This is a genomic window from Actinokineospora terrae (assembly GCF_900111175.1).
In the GTDB taxonomy this organism is placed as follows: domain Bacteria; phylum Actinomycetota; class Actinomycetes; order Mycobacteriales; family Pseudonocardiaceae; genus Actinokineospora; species Actinokineospora terrae.
Window position 1 is genome coordinate 156,737 of the sequence record NZ_FOGI01000008.1, and the last position, 16,566, is coordinate 173,302.

A 16,566-nucleotide genomic window follows, 5' to 3' on the forward strand; every position below is an offset into this window, starting at 1 on the left:
GCCGCGACCCGGCTCCGCTGGCGAAGCACCGTGCGGCAGGTCGTCGCAGGAAGGGCGTTCCATGCCACAGCGCCGGAGCGGCCCGGCCCAGGACCGGGAGAATGGTAGCGCCCGCGGCGGCGTCCCCTCCCAGCGCGCGGGCGGGCACGACCGGTCCCGGGTGGCGGCGAACCCCACCCCGGGTGACGTCGTCGCCGCGGATCCCGGTCCGGGCGCGGGAGGAGGCGCGGACGTGCGGACGCCCATGCTGACCCCCGACAGCGTCGGCCCGGAGGCCCGCCCCGAGAGCACCGAACCACCCCAGCGCCGGTCCCGGCTCACCGCGGGCACCCTGCCCCGGTTGCGCTTACCGCTCGCGCTGGCCCGCTTGCGCGAACGCAAGGCGGTCCGCGACCTGGGTTCGGACGCGCTGGCCCTGATCGTCGCCGCGCTCGACGTGTACGCGGGGATGAACGGGGACGCCGCGTGGTACTCGCACTGGCTGTCCTGGCTGACGCTGCCCGCGATGCTGCTGCGCAGGCACGTGCCGCTGGTGGCGCTGCTGATCACCATCCCCGGCTTCTTCGCGGGCTGGGCCCAGCTCTCGGCGATGATCGCGCTGGGCACGCTGGCCAGGCGGCAGCTGATCAGCTGGCAGACCGCGGTGGGCGCGGCGCTGGTCGGGGTCAGCAGGTTCATGCTGTGGCCGTGGTCGGCGTTCCTGGACCTGACCTGGCGCGAGCACCTGCGGGACGTGGTCTACGGGGTGCTGGTGGCAGGCATGCCGGTGGCCATCGGGCTGCTGTTCGCGGTGCGCCAGGAGCTGTCCACCCGGCTCAAGGAACTGGCCCGAAGCCGCGAGCGGGAGAAGCGGCTGCACGCGGCGACGGTGCGCTCGGCCGAGCGGGCGAAGCTGGCCAGGGAGATGCACGACGTGGTCTCCCACCAGGTGACGCTGATCGCGATGCAGGCGGGCGCCATGCAGGTCGACGTGCGCGACCCGGTCACCAGGGAGGCCGCGGAGACCATCCGGTCGCTGAGCACCAAGACCCTGGAGGAGCTGCGCGAGCTGGTCGGGGTGCTGCGGTCCGGGGTGGACGACGACGAGGCCCAGCCCGGCCTGGAGGACATCGCCGACCTGACCCAGGGCGCCGACGTCCGGCTGTCCATGGACGCCTGCCCGGCGGAGACACCCGGCCCGGTGTCGCGGGCGGCCTACCGGACGGTCCAGGAGGCGCTGACCAACGTGCGCAAGCACGCGGCGGGCTCGTGGACCTCGGTCCGGGTGGTCGCCGACGCGGACGCCCTGGTCGTGGAGATCCGCAACGACCCGCCGCGGCGGCGGCACGTCGGCACCCTGCCCTCCGGCGGCCACGGCCTGCTCGGGCTGCGCGAACGGGCCGGGTTGCTCGGCGGCACCTTCCACGCGGGGCCGACCGACAACGGCGGTTTCGAGGTCAGGGCCAGGTACCCGCTGGCGGACTGACCGGCCCGATAGCGCAATCGGGGCATGTCGGTGCGTTCGCCTCAAGTACCACCACCACCCGCCGAAGGGCCTGGCGATCTGAGCCAAGACCCGCGGCAATGGCCGCGCGAGTGGAACGGTGGCACATGCTGAAGCGAATCTCGGACCTGCGGGTCGGTGTACGGGTCGGCGCGGCGATGGCCGTGCTGCTGGTGCTGCTCGCGGCACTGGCGACGGTCGCGGTGTCGGGCATGGAGCGCGAACGCGAGTCCGCGAACGAGATCGCCAGGGCCAGGCAACTGACCCAGCTGGCGATGCAGGTCAAGTTCCGGTCCGGTGACTTCAACGGCTGGCAGACCGCCTACGCCTTCGACGTGATGCGGGCGGTGCCCAACGCCACCGGTGACACGACCGGCGCGCGGGCCACCTTCCTGGCCTCCGCCGAGTCGTTCCGCAAGGAGCTCGCGGCGCTGCAGGCCTTCGGCCTCGACGCCGACCAGAGCGCCGACGTCACCACCATCTCCGGGCTCTTCGGCGACTTCATGAAGCTCGACGAGCAGATCGTCGGCGACTACCGCTCCGGCGCGTGGGCCGACTACCTCAAGGCCAACGAGCTGGTCGCTGTCGACGAGATCGAGATCTTCAACAAGATCGCCGAGCGGATCGACGTGCTGGTCCAGGACGTGGAGAAGGAGTCGGCGGCGGCCATCGCGATGGCCGGTACCCGCGCCGACGAGGGCGTGCTGACCACCATCCTGCTGGCCATCGCGGCCTTCCTCACCGGCGCCGGGCTGACCGTGCTGCTGGTGCGCTCGATCACCAAGCCGCTGAGCAGGCTGCGCGCCGGGCTGGCCGGGATCGCCGGTGGCGACCTGACCCAGCGCATCGAGCAGGGCCGCGCCGACGAGCTCGGCGAGGTCGCCACCGGCTTCAACCTGCTCGCCGAGCGCACCCAGGAGCTCATCGGCCGGGTCGCCGCCCGCGCCGAGGAGGTCGCCGGGGCGTCGAGCGAGCTGACCACGGTCAGCGGCAAGCTGGCCGAGACCGCGGGCGAGACCAGCCAGGAGGCCAACTCGATCAACGAGACCGCCACCGACGTGTCCAACATGGTCACCGCGATGGCCAGCGCCTCGGAGCAGATGCGCGCCGCGATCGACGAGATCACCCAGAACGCCAGCCGCGCCGCCGACGTCGCCACCGACGGCGTCCGCGACACCGAGACCGCCAACCTGGCCGTCGCCGCCCTGGGTGAGGCCACCGCCGAGATCGGCGCCGTGGTGAAGCTGATCAGCTCCATCGCCGAGCAGACCAACCTGCTCGCCCTCAACGCCACCATCGAGGCGGCCCGCGCGGGCGAGTCCGGCAAGGGCTTCGCCGTGGTCGCCGGTGAGGTCAAGGAACTGGCCCAGCAGACCGCGACGGCCACCGAGGACATCATCCGCCGGATCAAGGCCATCGAGCAGGGCAGCGCGGAGGCCACCTCGGCCATCCACCAGATCGGCCAGGTCGTCAGCTCCATCTGCGACACCCAGACCGTCATCGCCGCCGCCGTCGAGGAGCAGACCGCCACCACCGCCGAGATGAGCCGCAACGTCCACGAAACCGCCAACGCCGTCGTCCAGATCGGCAACGGCATCGGCGGACTCGCCACCGCCACCGAGGACACCAGCTCCGCCGCCAGCGCCGCCAAGCGCACCGCGGAGACCCTGAGCGAGGCCTCGGCCGACCTCCGCACCCTGATCAGCGCGTTCCGCTACTGATCTCGCTCCAACCGCTGCCCCGCGTTCCTCGTGAACGCGGGGCAGCTGTCTGTCGGTGGTGGGTTGTCCACAGTCTGTGGTTCGCTCTGTGGTTCGCTGGGAGCGGCTTGTCGGTGGCTCTCGGTAAGCTGTATATCGGGGGGCGCTTGGGGCGGTTTGATCTTGAGGGGCGGCTCTCGGTCTCGCCTGCGGCGTCGACGGTCGACGGCTCGCCTTCGGCATTGCGGTGGGGCGCGAGAAGGCGAAGAGCTCGATGGGGCGAACTTGTTTTGTGCGGGGCCCTACGACACCCGGGCAGAACCGCAAAGCAGGGGCCGAAAAGCAGGCCCTGCCGCGAACGACGCTACGGGTGCCGTCCCCCCCACACAAAACAAGTCCGCCCCATCGAGCCGGCTTGGCACCAGCGGATCCGAGGAGCGCGGTGGGGCCAACGTCGTAGAGGGGCTGGTTGTGGGCCAACACCTGGGAGGGGCCTCTGTGGGCAGCCCGCCCAGGACAGCAAACAGCCCCGCGTCCGCCAGGACACGGGGCCATCGCACTACCCACCACACCGTCTCGCCCCGGAGGGCGCCTAGCTCAGCCCTCGCGCCTCGCGCGCAGCTTCGCCAGGGCCTCGGCAAGAATCGCCTCGCCGTCGGCGTCGGAGCGGCGCTCCTTGACGTAGGCGAGGTGGGTCTTGTACGGCTCGTTGCGGGGCGCCTTCGGTGGCGCTTGTTCGTCCAGGCCCGCTGGGAGGCCGCAGCGCGGGCAGTCCCAGGATTCCGGCTTCTCGGCCTCCAGCGCGAAGGACGGCCGCGACTCGTGGCCGTTGGCGCACCAGTAGGACACCCGCTGCCGAGGCGCGGACTCCCCGCGCTCGGACTCACCCATGGGACCAGCACCGACCCGGGTACCCCGGATCGCGTTACCACCGGCCATTGACGTTCACACCCCCACCACGTGGTCGGACGCGGGGCTGTGCCGCGTCCGTCGCTCTCTTCATGGACCGCCGAACCGCCTGCGCGGGTTTCAGCTGATCTTGACCAGCAGGCCGAGGCCGATGACGCAGATGATCCACACCGCGCCGACGAACAGGGTGACCCGGTCCAGGTTCTTCTCCACGACGCTGGACCCGGACAGGCTCGACTGCATGCCGCCGCCGAACAGCGAGGACAGACCGCCACCGCGGCCGCGGTGCAGCAGCACCAGCAGGATCAGCAGAAGGCTGGAGGCGATCAGAGCGATCTGCAGCGTCAGAATCATCGGGTCCTCGCGGTCGTGTGGTTGAGGCCTCAGATTACCCGGTGACCCGCCCGTGTTCGACCACCGCCCCGACGTGGCGTGCCCAGGCCGTTACCAGTTTCCCCACGACCACCGCCGACGCGGCGTCCGCACGTGCACCTGCACGGACGCAAGAATGCGCCAGGGCGCCGGGAGAAATCATTCCCGACGCCCTGACCTGCGTGAACAGCGCTACGGCAGCGGCGCGACCATTAGGGCAGCGGCCCGCCTGCTGCCATCGCGCACAGTTTCGTGAACTCGTCGGCCTGCAGGCTCGCGCCGCCGACCAACGCGCCATCGATGTCGTCCTGGGCCACCAACTCGCCGATGTTGCCCGATTTCACCGACCCGCCGTAGAGCACGCGGACGGTCGCGGCGACCTCGTCGCCGTACTTCTCGGCCAGGGCGGCCCGCAGCGCGCCGCAGACCTCCTGGGCGTCGGCCGCGGTGGCGACCTTGCCGGTGCCGATCGCCCAGACCGGCTCGTAGGCCACGACGACCTTGGTGACCTGCTCGGCCTTGAGCCCCTTGAGACCGGCGACGAGTTGTGCGACGCAGTGCGCCACGTGCTCGCCGGACTCGCGGACCTCCAGCCGCTCGCCCAGGCACAGGATCGGCGCGACGCCGTGCTTGAGGGCGGCCTTGACCTTGGAGTTCACCAGCTCGTCGGTCTCGGCGTGGTACTCGCGCCGCTCCGAGTGCCCCACGGTGACGTAGGAGCAGCCGAGCTTGGCCAGCATCAGGCCGGACACCTCACCGGTGTAGGCACCGGAGTCGTAGCGCGAGATGTCCTGGGCGCCGTAGCGCAGCAGCAGCTTGTCGCCGTCGACCATGGTCTGGATCGACCGGATGTCGGTGAACGGCGGCAGCACCGCCACCTCGACCTTGGCGTAGTACTTCTCCGGCAGCGAGAAGGCGATCTTCTGCACCAGGGAGATGGCCTCGAGGTGGTTGAGGTTCATCTTCCAGTTGCCCGCGACGAGCACCTGCCTGGCCATCAGCCACCCACCCCGGTCTCGATGACCCGGACGCCGGGCAGGTCCTTGCCCTCGAGGAACTCCAGGGAGGCACCGCCGCCGGTGGAGATGTGCGAGAACCCGTCCTCGGGCAGCCCCAGCAGCCGGACCGCGGCGGCCGAGTCGCCGCCGCCGACCACCGAGAAGGCGTCCGAGGCGACGATGGCCTCGGCGACCCCCCTGGTGCCCTCGGCGAACGGGGCGAGCTCGAACACGCCCATCGGGCCGTTCCAGAACACCGTGCCCGCGCCCGCGATGACCTCGCGGTAGCGCTCGACGGTGATCGGTCCGACGTCGAGGCCCTTCCAGCCCTCGCGGATGTTGGCCGCGAGCACGGTGTGGGTGTTGGCGTCGGCGGCGAACGCGTCGGCGATGACCACGTCGGCCGGGAGCAGGATCTTCTCCGGGTGCTCGGCGAGCAGCCGCTTGCAGGTGTCGATCATCTCGGCCTCCAGCAGCGAGTCACCCACCCCGAGCCCCTCGGCGGCCAGGAAGGTGAAGCACATGCCGCCGCCGACCAGGATCGCGTCCACCTTGGGCAGCAGCGACTCGATGACGGCGAGCTTGTCGGAGACCTTCGAGCCGCCGAGCACCACCACGTACGGGCGGGCCGCGTCGCCGGTGAGCTTGCGCAGCACCTCGACCTCGGCGAGCACCAGGCCACCGGCGTAGGCCGGGAGCTTGGTGGCGACCTCGTAGACCGAGGCCTGCTTGCGGTGCACCACGCCGAACCCGTCGGAGACGAACGCGTCGGCCAGCGCGGCGAGCTCGTCGGCCAGCGCGTCCCGCTCCGCGGCGTCCTTGCTGGTCTCGCGCGGGTCGAACCGCACGTTCTCCAGCAGGGCCACGTCACCGTCGGCGAGGCCCCCGGTGGTGGCCGCCGCCGACTCGCCCGCCACATCGGCGGCCAGGGACACCGGGCGGCCGAGCAGCTCACCGAGCCGCTTGGCGACCGGGGCGAGCGAGTACCTGGCCTCGGGCGCGCCCTTGGGGCGGCCCAGGTGCGCGGCGACGACCACCCGGGCACCGGCCTCGGCGAGGCGGGTGATGGTGGGCAGCGACGCGCGGATCCGGCCGTCGTCGGTGATCACGTCACCGTCGAGCGGGACGTTGAGGTCGGCGCGCACGAGCACGCGCCGACCGGTCACGCCCTCGGCGAGCAGGTCGTCGAGAGTCTTCAAGCCGGACCCCTCTACAGCTTCGAGGCGACGAGCGCGGTCAGGTCGGCGAGGCGGTTGGAGTAGCCCCACTCGTTGTCGTACCAGCCGACGACCTTGACCAGGTTCCCGCTGACCTTGGTCAGCGGCGCGTCGTAGATGCACGACGCCGGGTCGGTGACGATGTCGGCGGAGACGATCGGGTCGGTGTTGTAGCGCAGGATGCCCTTGAGCGGGCCGTCGGCGGCGGCCTGGTAGGCGGCCTGGACCTCGTCGAGGGTCACGTCGCGGCCCAGGGTGACGGTCAGGTCGGTCGCCGAGCCGGTCGGCACCGGGACGCGCAGCGCGTAGCCGTCGAGCTTGCCGTTGAGGTCGGGCAGCACCAGGCCGATCGCCTTCGCGGCGCCGGTCGAGGTGGGCACGATGTTGAGCGCGGCGGCGCGGGCCCTGCGCAGGTCGCTGTGCGGGGCGTCCTGCAGGTTCTGGTCCTGGGTGTAGGCGTGGATCGTGGTCATCAGGCCGCGCTCGATGGTGAACGCGTCGTGCAGGACCTTCGCCAGCGGCGCCAGGCAGTTGGTGGTGCAGGAGGCGTTGGAGATCACCGTCTGCGAACCGTCGTACTGGCCCTCGTTCGCGCCGAGCACCACGGTCAGGTCCTCGCCCTTGGCTGGCGCGGAGATGATGACCTTCTTGGCGCCACCCTCGTCGACGTGCTTGCGGGCGTCGGCGGCCTTGGTGAAGAACCCGGTGGACTCGACGACGACGTCGACGCCCAGGTCCTTCCAGGGCAGCTTGCCCGGGTCGCGCTCGGCGAGCGCCTTGATGGTGGTGTCGCCGACCTTGATGCCCTCGGCCGTCACCGACACGTCCTGCGGCAGCCTGCCCAGGATGCTGTCGTACTTGAGCAGGTGGGCCATGGTCGCGACGTCACCGAGGTCGTTGAAGGCCACGATCTCGATGTCGTGGTCGCTCGCCTGCACGGCTCGCCAGAAGTTGCGACCGATCCGACCGAAACCGTTGACACCTACGCGAACCGTCACCTGGGTCTCCTCGTTTCTGCGACTGGTTGGCCGGGCCGAACGGGCCCGGCGGAAGCATCCGCCCTCCCACGAACCCTAGCGTTCACCAGTCCGCGCGCAGGTCACGAGGTCAGCGGTCTCTCTTTATCGAATCAGACCGCGCGGCCAGGGACAACTGTTCGACGAGCGCGTAGTCGGACGCGCGAGCACCTCTGGGCTGTGACCGAATCGCCCTTATCGGAACCGGTGCAGTCCCCGCACAACAGTGGAGTGGAGTCCGCCAGCCCCCACGCCGGGCGGACTCCACTCCACTTCTCCCCCCGCGGGTGCCCCTCCCCCAAGCGGCACCCGCGCTCCCGGAAGTCAGGAGGCGGGGGATCCAGCACCAGATACCCGGCGAGACCCACGTCACACGGCCAGGTGACGGACTACGCGTCGGCCTCGAGCATGTCCGGGGTGACGGCGGATTCGGTGTCGGGCAGGCCCAGGTCCTTGGCGCGCTTGTCGGCCATGGCCAGCAGGCGGCGGATGCGGCCCGCGACGGCGTCCTTGGTCATCGGCGGGTCGGAGAGCTGGCCGAGTTCCTCCAGGGAGGCCTGCTTGTTCTGCAGCCGCAACTCCCCCGCCGCGGTGAGGTGCTCCGGGGCGTCGGGGCCGAGGATCTCCATCGCCCGCTGGACCCTGGCCGCGGCGGCGACGGCGGCCCTGGCCGAGCGGCGCAGGTTGGCGTCGTCGAAGTTGGCCAGCCGGTTGGCGGTGGCCCTGACCTCGCGCCGCATCCGGCGCTCCTCCCAGGCGAGCACGCTGGAGTGCGCGCCGAGCCTGGTCAGCAGCGCGCCGATCGCGTCGCCGTCGCGCACGACCACCCGGTCGGCGCCGCGGACCTCGCGGGACTTGGCGGCGATGCCCATCCGGCGGGCGGCGCCGACGATGGCCAGCGCGGCCTCGGGGCCGGGGCAGGTGATCTCCAGCGCGGACGAGCGGCCGGGCTCGGTGAGCGAGCCGTGCGCGAGGAACGCGCCGCGCCAGGCGGCCTCGGCGTCGCACACCCCGCCGGAGACGACCGGAGCGGGCAGTCCGCGCACCGGTCGGCCGCGCGGGTCGAGCAGCCCGGTCTGGCGGGCGAGCCCGTCGCCGTCCTTGACCACCCGCACCACGTACCGCGTGCCCTTGCGCAGGCCGCCCGAGGTGATCACGTGCACGTCGGCGTGGTGGCCGTAGAGCTCGTGGATCTCCTTGCGCAGCCGCCGGGCGGTCGCCCCGGTGTCCAGCTCGGCCTCGACCACGACCCGGCCCGCGACGATGTGCAGGCCGCCCGCGAAGCGCAGCAGCGAGGACACCTCGGCGCGGCGGCAACAGGTCTTGGCAACGGCCAGCCTGCTCAGCTCGTCCTTGACAGCGGCGGTCATCGCCACAGGGTCCTCCTTTCCCAGCCCCGGTTCGGGCGCCGGTACATCCCACCACGAGCGCCGGGTGGGTTCAGCGCGCCCTCACCGAGGTGATCGCCCGGCGCAGGCTGGTCGCCAGCGCCGCCGGGTCGTGCCGGTCCGGCCGCGCGGGGGCGGCCACCGACGCCAGCCACATGTCCGCGCCCAGCACCGAGGCCGCACGTCGGAGCCGGTCCGGGGTGGGCACGGAGTCGGCGTCGGCGATGACGGCGTCGACCCGGAGCCGGGGCGCGTGCTCGCAGAGTACGTCGAGGTGGCGCTCCGGCGAGAACCCGGCGGTTTCCCCCGGTTGGGGGACGAGGTTGAGCACCACGACCCGCGCCGCGGCGGTCCGCACGAGCGCCTCGTGCAGTTCCGGCACGAGCAGGTGCGGCAGCACGCTGGTGAACCACGAGCCCGGCCCGAGCAGCACGACATCGGCCCCGAGCACCGCCTCGACCGCCTCCGGGCACGCCGTGGGCGCCTCGTCCTTGCGGTTGGCGTTGTGCAGCCGGATCCGCCGGACCCGCCCCGGCGTGGTGGCCACCGCGACCTGCCCCCTGATCCGCCGCACCGTGTCCGGGTTCTCCTCCAGCCCGGTCACCTCGGCCTCGATGTCGAGCGGCCCGGTCGACATCGGCAGGACGCGCCCGGTGACCCCCATCAGCGCGGCCGCCTCCGCGAGGGCCCGCACCGGGTCCTGCGTGACCTCCAGCAGCCCGGCGAGGAGCAGGTTCCCCACCGCGTGCCCGGCCAGCGCCCCGGTCCCCCCGAACCGGTGCTCGAACACCTCGGGCCACGGCCCCCCGGCCCCCGCCAGCGCGGTCAACGCCTTGCGCAGGTCCCCCGGCGGCAACAACCCCAACTCCCGCCGCAACCGCCCCGACGACCCCCCGTCATCAGCGACGGTGACCACAGCGGTCACATCATCCGTGATCAACCGCAACGCACTGAGCGTCACGTGCAACCCCCGCCCACCCCCCAACGCCACCGCCCGCAACGGCCGCTCCGCCGGCGCACCGCTCGGCACAGCAGCACCGTTCGACGGCGCGGTCCTGCTCGGTCGTGGGTCCGGCGCGGTGGTGCCGGGTGGGGTTATGGCTGGGGGTGTCGGGTCGGGGTTGGTCACTCGCGCCCCAGGTCGCGGTGGACGACCTTGACCGCCATGCCGTCCTCGTCGGCCAGGCGCCTGGCGAGTTCCTCGGAGATGGCGACGCTGCGGTGCTTGCCGCCGGTGCAGCCGATGGCCAGGGTCAGGTAGCGCTTGCCCTCGCGGCGGTAACCGGCGCCGATGAGGCGGAGGAGTTCGTGGTAGCGGTCGAGGAACTCGTCGGCGCCCTCCTGGCTCAGGACGTAGTTGCGCACGTCGGAGTCGCGGCCGGTCTGGTCCTTGAGCTCGGGGATCCAGAACGGGTTGGGCAGGAAGCGCACGTCCATCACCAGGTCGGCGTCCATCGGCAGGCCGTACTTGTAGCCGAAGGACAGCACGGTGACCCGGGTGGTGGCCGCGGCGTCGGAGCCGAACGCGTCCTCGATCTTGGCGCGCAGCTGGTGCACCGACAGCGTCGAGGTGTCGAGCACCAGGTCGGCCTCCTCGCGCAGCGGGCGCAGCAGTTCCCGCTCGGCGCCGATGCCGTCGATGAGCCTGCCCTCGCCCTGCATGGGGTGGCCGCGGCGGACGTGCTCGAAGCGGCGCACCAGCACGTCGGTGGTGGCCTCCAGGAACAGCACGCGCGGCCGGTAGCCCTTGGCGTCGAGGTCCTTGATGATCGAGGAGAGGTCCTCGGTGAACGCGCGGCTGCGCACGTCCATCACGACCGCGACCTTGGTGATCACCCCGCGCGCCTGCGCGCCGAGCTCGACCATGGTGGAGATCAGCTCGGGTGGCAGGTTGTCCACGACGAACCAGCCGAGGTCCTCGAGGCACTTGGCCGCGGTGCTGCGGCCCGCTCCGGACAGTCCGGTGACGACGGCGACCTCGATGCCGGGGCCACCCGTATCGGTGCTCACTGCTGTTGTTCCCCTGCTCTCGGGTGCGCGGCGGGCTCGCCCGCCAGCGCGCTGTGCACTGCCTTCGCGGTGGCCACCCCGATGCCGGGTACCCCGCTGATCTCGTCGATGCTGGCCGCTCGCAGTCGTTTCAGCGAGCCGAAGTGCTTGATCAGCACCGCCTTGCGGCCCTGGCCGAGTCCGGGGATCTCGTCGAGGGCGGAGGCGGTGAGCTTCGTGGACCGCTTCTGCCGGTGGTAGGCGATGGCGAAGCGGTGCGCCTCGTCGCGCACGCGCTGCAGCAGGTAGAGCGCCTCGCTGGTGCGCGGCAGGATCGCCGGGTCGGGGTCGCCGGGCAGCCAGACCTCTTCGAGCCGCTTGGCCAGCCCGATCACCGCGACGTCGGTGACGCCGAGATCGGCGAGCACGTCGGCGGCGGCGTTGGCCTGCGGTCCGGCGCCGTCGACGACGAGCAGGTTGGGCGGGTAGGCGAAGCGCTTGGGCTTGCCGGTCTCGGGGTCGATGCCGGGGGTCGGGTCCTGCCCGCCGGTCTCACCGCGGTACTTCGCGAACCGGCGCCGCACCACCTCGGCGATCGAGGCGACGTCGCCCTCGGTGGCGGCCTCGCGCAGCGCGAACCGGCGGTACTCGGACTTGCGCGCCAGGCCGTCCTCGAACACCACCAGCGAGGCCACCACATCGCTGCCCTGGATGTGGGAGATGTCGACGCACTCGATGCGCAGCGGCGCGGTGTCGAGACCGAGGTTGTCCTGCAACTCCTGCAGTGCGGCCGAGCGGGCGGTCAGGTCACCGGCGCGGCGCAGCTTGTGCTGGGTGAAGGCCTCTTTCGCGTTGCGCTCGACGGTCTCCATCAGCGCCCGCTTGTCGCCGCGCTGCGGCACCCGCAACGCCGTCCTTGACCCGCGCAGGCCGCTGAGCCAGTCGGCGACCGCGTCGGCGTCGCCGGGCAGTTCGGGGACCAGGATCTCCTTGGGCACCGGGCTGCCCTCCTCGGCCAGCTCGACCTGGTCGCCGTAGAACTGGCTGAGGAACCGGTCGACCAGCGCGGCCACCGGCGACTCGTCGGCGTCGTCGAGCCGGTCGATCACCCAGCCGCGCTGGCCGCGGACCCGGCCGCCGCGCACGTGGAACACCTGGACGGCGGCCTCCAGTTCGTCGAAGGCGAAGGCCACCACGTCGGCGTCGGTCCCGTCGCCGAGCACGACGGCCTGCTTCTCCAGGGCCCGCTTGAGCGCGCCGATGTCGTCGCGCAGCCGGGCGGCCCGCTCGAACTCCAGCTCGGCGGAGGCGGCGCCCATCTCCTTCTCCAGCCGCCGGACCATGGCGTCGGTCTTGCCGGAGAGGAAGTCGCAGAAGTCCTCGACGATGCCCCGGTGCTCGGCCTCGTCGACCCGGCCGACGCAGGGCGCCGAGCACTTGTCGATGTAGCCGAGCAGGCAGGGCCGCCCGATCTGGCCGTGCCGCTTGAACACGCCCTTGGAGCAGGTGCGGGCCGGGAAGACGCGCAGCAGCAGGTCCAGGGTCTCGCGGATGGCCCAGGCGTGGGCGTAGGGGCCGAAGTAGCGGACGCCCTTCTTGCGCGGACCGCGGTAGACGTGCAGGCGGGGGTAGTCCTCGTTGAGGGTGACGGCGAGGACGGGGTAGGACTTGTCGTCGCGGTAGCGGACGTTGAACCGCGGGTCGAACTCCTTGATCCAGTTGTACTCCAGCTGCAGCGCCTCGACCTCGGTGGACACCACGGTCCACTCGACGGCCCCCGCGGTCGTCACCATCTGCCGCGTCCTGGGGTGCAGCGAGGAGACGTCGGCGAAGTAGGAGTTCAACCGGCTGCGCAGGCTCTTCGCCTTGCCGACGTAGATGACCCGGCCGCCGGGATCCCGGAACTTGTAGACCCCCGGGGCTTCCGGAATGGTCCCGGCCGAGGGGCGGTAGGTGGACGGATCAGGCACACCACCAACCCTACGACCGCCCACCGACACTCACCCACCGCACCCGCCGGGCGATCACCCGGCAGATCGCGGACGGCCCCCGGTCCTGGTGGGCCGGGGGCCGTCCTGGCGCGGCGATCAGGCCACGGCGTGCAGGTTGCCGTCCGCGCCGGTCAGGCAGCGGGCGGCGGGGGCGGTGGTGGCGAGGTACTCGGTGAGGCAGCGACCCAGCTGGGCGTGGCCGCGGGCGTTGGGGTGGAAGGACTGCTGGGCCATGTGGATGCCGACGGAGTCGAGGCCGCCGAAGACCCAGGCGTAGGGGTCGACCAGGACCCGGTTCTGCCACTCGGTGGCCGAGTTCTCGCCGCCGCTGCACGCTTCGTGGCCCTCGGTGGCGCGGGAGATGTCCAGGTAGGACAGTCCGTTGCGGGCGGCGATACCTCGGTACGTGTCAGCGAACTGCGGCACGGCCTCGGTGCGACCGTAGGCGGCGTCGGCGAGGCGTAGTGGGCAGCCCTGGGGGCCGTGGTTGATCGCGTCCATCTTCTCGGTCACCGGGGAAGCGTAAGAGGTGATGACGAACTTGTAGCTGCCGTCAGCGTAACCGGCTTGGCGCATGGCGGTTTTCACGTCGGCGACAGCGCGCTCGACCCTCGGTGCCATCGCGGCGAGGCGGGCGGGCCACTGCACGCGCAGGTCCTTGGCGCAGCCCGTGCCGAAGGGGTTGAACCACTTCTTGATGCAGCCGACGAGGGTGTCGGCGAAGGCCGGTTCGTCGTTCGCGCCGACCTGGAGCACGACGGCGACGACCCGGTTGGCCTTGGCGACGTCGATCAGGCGGCGGGCCTGCGAGCCCTCGGTGTAGTGCGTGGTGTCGGCGAGGGACACGTTGGCCGCGTCGGCGCCGGAGCAGGCGAGGTTGACGGTGCGCTGGGCGACCTGGGTCTTGTGGATCAGCGCGTTGGCCGAGCGGTGGCACCAGTTGCCGTTCTCGCCGCGGGTGCCCGGTTCGTAGTCGCCCGCGCCCTCCCCGGAGATCGCGCTGTCGCCGAGGGAGACGACGGCGGTGGGCCGCTCGTCGGCGGCGGCCTGCGGCGCGGCCAACAGGCCAGCGGCCAGCACCCCCGCGACGAGGCCCAGGACACGGATGGACGGCATGGGGGCCTCCCCGGATCAGGTGATGGTCAGCTCTGACCCAACCACGCCGGATCCGGTGAATCCATAACCCGAACGGACCTGGGTCCGGGGGCCGTCCGGCTTACCCCTACCGTCCACTGTGGAGCGACGGTAGGGGTGAGCCGGGGGGTCAGGCCAGCACCACGCTGTCGCCGTCGACCTTCACCGCGACGGTCTTGAGGCCGGTCTGGGCCTGGCCGCTGATGCGCGCGCCGGTGGTCGCGTTGAAGGTGCTGAAGTGCCGGGGGCAGGTGATCACGCCGTCCTTCGGCGGGTCGACGGTCGCGCCCTGGTGCGGGCAGGACGGGTCGAAACCGGCGACCGTGCTGCCGGAGCGGACGAGCAGGACCTTCCCGCCGGAGGGGCTGTCGACCAGCACGCCACCGCCGTCGGGGATGGCCGCCACGGTGCTCAGCGCGCCGGTCGACCCTCCGCCGGTGGTCGCGCCGCCGCCGGTGGGGGTGCTACCGCCGGTCGTACCCGGGGCGGGAGTGGTGGTCCCGCCCGGGGTATCGCTGGTGCCGCACGCGGCGAGCACACCGGGCGCCACCAGGGCCACCATCAGGCCGCACAGGACCTGCCTGCGGTTGCGCTCGACGGGCTGGGCCGGGCTGCGGGGATCGGTGGTGGTGGGGTCGACGACAGTCACGCTGGGCCTCCTCGGGAAATCAGTCCAGGGATACACCGAGGCCAACGCCTCCGCGCGGCGGCGGGTTCACCGATCTGGGGTTTTCACAGTGCGTGCACAGGAACCACCCACCCGTGCGAGCGACCCGGTCAGAGGCCGAGGTGCACCCGCAGAGCGTCGTCGAGGGATGGCAGCAGCCGGTCCGGAACACGCCCGAGACGGCGGCCGATCCTGGCGGTGGCGACCGAGCGAACCTGCTCGGCCTGCGCTTTCGAGTCGGTGACCAGGCCGCAGTCACCGGCGGGCAGCAGCACCTGGAACGGGAACACCCGCGCGGTGTTGGACGTGATCGGAACGACCGTGACCACCCCACGCCCAGCGCGCTGCGCGGCCTGGTTGGCCGCGTCGTTGCTGACGATCACCGCAGGCCGAACCTTGTTCGCCTCCGACCCCCGACCGGGATCCAGGTCGACCAGGCGGATATCACCGCGCCGCATCGACAACCACGAAGTCATCGGCGGCGGTCGACTCCCACAACGCGGCATCATCCGAGGCATCCCACTCGGCGAAGGCCACCGCGTACTCCTCGCGCATCGAGGACTCCCGCAGCAACCCCAGCGCCAGCTGGATAACCGCCGACCGACTCCCCCCCTCCCCCCGCGACAGGTACTCATCGATGAACTGGACATCGACCTCCGGCAGACTCACACTCAGCTTCACACCCCCAATACTACCCCCATTGCCACCAGCCCGCCCACAATCCCACCCCCACCCGACGAACCACGCCACACAGCTACCGCTCACAACCCGCCCCTCAGCGGCCCGCACAGCCGGCCCGGCAAATGGATGACCTCGCAGCCACTCACCACTAGTGCGCGACGCTCTGCAGGCGCCCTGGCCGACATCAACTTCCGCTTGGGATTGGCGATGGCGCACAACCCGCCGCGAGTAGTCGGCATATGACTGCCTGCCAGTAGCCCGCACCAGCCGGGCAGAGATCACGGGAGCGGCATCATTCCTGAACACGCATCGTTTGCGCACAGGTGTAGCTGCGGCACTAGCTCTGCCTGCCAGCGCCCGGCCTTCGACGACCGCTGACCGGCGACCCGCAGAATCGGCGCTGGCGCGGCACACAACCCACCCACCAGCGCTCCGACTGCCTGCCGACACCATGCCCAGCACTAGCCGGTCGCACAGCCACGTCAATGACAGGCAAGCCTCGATCCGCACACCTGCCCCTGGGCAGCACGGACGCAGCCCAACAGGCGCCAGCAGCACCTAAGTGCTCCGGCCTCGGTAAACCCAGCAGCGCTCGTCTAGCTCGTAGTTCCAGCGCTGTCCGCTGAGCCCACTGCCGCGCGGTGCAGGCTGCGCAGCTCACGGATCGCCGCCACCGCGCGCGCGCCGTCGATGGACTGGACTGCCATGACGGGGACGTACTCGTCGTCGGGGAGTTCGAGGCGGGCCCAGGCGGCGCCGTCCGGGAAGGTGATGGAGACGATGGCGGTCCAGGGGTAGCGGGTGCGGCCCAGGAGGTTGCGCACGGTGATGCCGTCCGCGTCCGCGGTCACCTTAGGCCAGGTCAGCCACAGCACGCCCGCGGCGAGCAGGACGCCGATGCCGACCATCGCGACCTGGTCGGACACCTGGAAGTACACCCCCGTGCCGCTGTCGCGCAGCAGGGCGGCCACGACGGCGAACACGGCGATGAAGACCACCGCGATGGGCACGGTCACGAACC

General features: G+C 71.6%; 16 protein-coding genes. 2 read left to right on the top strand and 14 right to left on the bottom strand.

Features of this window, described 5'->3' with window-relative positions; genetic code table 11:
- Nucleotides 1-61 precede the first annotated feature (61 nt).
- Both BMY07_RS19505 and BMY07_RS19510 read left to right on the top strand, forming a co-directional pair.
- The gene (locus tag BMY07_RS19505) at nt 62-1,465 is read left to right on the top strand and encodes a histidine kinase (RefSeq protein WP_245782502.1); all 1,404 of its coding nucleotides are present in this window, start codon (nt 62-64) and stop codon (nt 1,463-1,465) included.
- Between the two features lie 125 nt (nt 1,466-1,590).
- Nucleotides 1,591-3,204, top strand: coding sequence for a methyl-accepting chemotaxis protein (locus BMY07_RS19510; protein ID WP_092780344.1), 1,614 nt, complete (start codon nt 1,591-1,593; stop codon nt 3,202-3,204).
- Between the two features lie 576 nt (nt 3,205-3,780).
- Here the strand turns inward: BMY07_RS19510 and BMY07_RS19515 are convergent.
- From BMY07_RS19515 to BMY07_RS19580, 14 genes are all read right to left on the bottom strand, one after another.
- Nucleotides 3,781-4,122, bottom strand: a complete 342-nt coding sequence (locus BMY07_RS19515; protein ID WP_092780347.1) for an RNA polymerase-binding protein RbpA — start codon at nt 4,120-4,122, stop codon at nt 3,781-3,783.
- Nucleotides 4,123-4,212: 90 nt separating this feature from the next.
- Nucleotides 4,213-4,446: a preprotein translocase subunit SecG gene (secG, locus tag BMY07_RS19520; RefSeq protein ID WP_092780350.1), complete on the bottom strand. Its 234-nt coding sequence runs from the start codon at nt 4,444-4,446 to the stop codon at nt 4,213-4,215.
- Between the two features lie 230 nt (nt 4,447-4,676).
- A complete protein-coding gene (gene tpiA, locus BMY07_RS19525) occupies nt 4,677-5,462 on the bottom strand; it encodes a triose-phosphate isomerase (protein ID WP_092780353.1) in 786 nt (261 codons plus the stop codon).
- Nucleotides 5,462-6,661 (bottom strand): phosphoglycerate kinase, encoded by a 1,200-nt coding sequence (locus tag BMY07_RS19530; RefSeq protein WP_092780356.1) that lies wholly within the window; start codon nt 6,659-6,661, stop codon nt 5,462-5,464. The genes tpiA and BMY07_RS19530 overlap by 1 nt, the downstream gene beginning before the upstream one ends.
- A gap of 11 nt (nt 6,662-6,672) precedes the next feature.
- Nucleotides 6,673-7,677: a type I glyceraldehyde-3-phosphate dehydrogenase gene (gene gap / locus BMY07_RS19535; RefSeq protein WP_092780359.1), complete on the bottom strand. Its 1,005-nt coding sequence runs from the start codon at nt 7,675-7,677 to the stop codon at nt 6,673-6,675.
- A 407-nt stretch (nt 7,678-8,084) separates the two neighbouring features.
- Entirely contained in the window at nt 8,085-9,071 is a 987-nt protein-coding gene (gene whiA, locus BMY07_RS19540) for a DNA-binding protein WhiA (RefSeq protein ID WP_092780362.1), read from the bottom strand.
- 64 nt (nt 9,072-9,135) lie between these two features.
- Nucleotides 9,136-10,083, bottom strand: coding sequence for a gluconeogenesis factor YvcK family protein (locus tag BMY07_RS19545; protein WP_092781086.1), 948 nt, complete (start codon nt 10,081-10,083; stop codon nt 9,136-9,138).
- Nucleotides 10,084-10,208: 125 nt separating this feature from the next.
- Nucleotides 10,209-11,093, bottom strand: coding sequence for an RNase adapter RapZ (rapZ, locus tag BMY07_RS19550; RefSeq protein WP_092780365.1), 885 nt, complete (start codon nt 11,091-11,093; stop codon nt 10,209-10,211).
- Entirely contained in the window at nt 11,090-13,042 is a 1,953-nt protein-coding gene (uvrC, locus tag BMY07_RS19555; protein ID WP_092780368.1) for an excinuclease ABC subunit UvrC, read from the bottom strand. Before uvrC ends, rapZ begins: the two co-directional genes overlap by 4 nt.
- Before the next feature lie 117 nt (nt 13,043-13,159).
- A complete protein-coding gene (locus BMY07_RS19560) occupies nt 13,160-14,179 on the bottom strand; it encodes a GDSL-type esterase/lipase family protein (RefSeq protein WP_177215653.1) in 1,020 nt (339 codons plus the stop codon).
- A gap of 148 nt (nt 14,180-14,327) precedes the next feature.
- A complete protein-coding gene (locus tag BMY07_RS19565) occupies nt 14,328-14,846 on the bottom strand; it encodes a Rieske (2Fe-2S) protein (protein WP_245782503.1) in 519 nt (172 codons plus the stop codon).
- Nucleotides 14,847-14,974: 128 nt separating this feature from the next.
- Complete coding sequence (locus tag BMY07_RS19570) at nt 14,975-15,322, bottom strand: type II toxin-antitoxin system PemK/MazF family toxin (protein WP_092780371.1); 348 nt, start codon at nt 15,320-15,322, stop codon at nt 14,975-14,977.
- Nucleotides 15,309-15,545 carry a ribbon-helix-helix domain-containing protein gene (locus BMY07_RS19575; protein ID WP_092780376.1) on the bottom strand — a complete coding sequence of 79 codons (237 nt, stop codon included), beginning with the start codon at nt 15,543-15,545 and terminating at the stop codon, nt 15,309-15,311. The genes BMY07_RS19570 and BMY07_RS19575 overlap by 14 nt, the downstream gene beginning before the upstream one ends.
- Nucleotides 15,546-16,141: 596 nt before the next feature.
- Complete coding sequence (locus BMY07_RS19580; RefSeq protein WP_245782504.1) at nt 16,142-16,561, bottom strand: PH domain-containing protein; 420 nt, start codon at nt 16,559-16,561, stop codon at nt 16,142-16,144.
- Between the last annotated feature and the right edge of the window lie 5 nt (nt 16,562-16,566).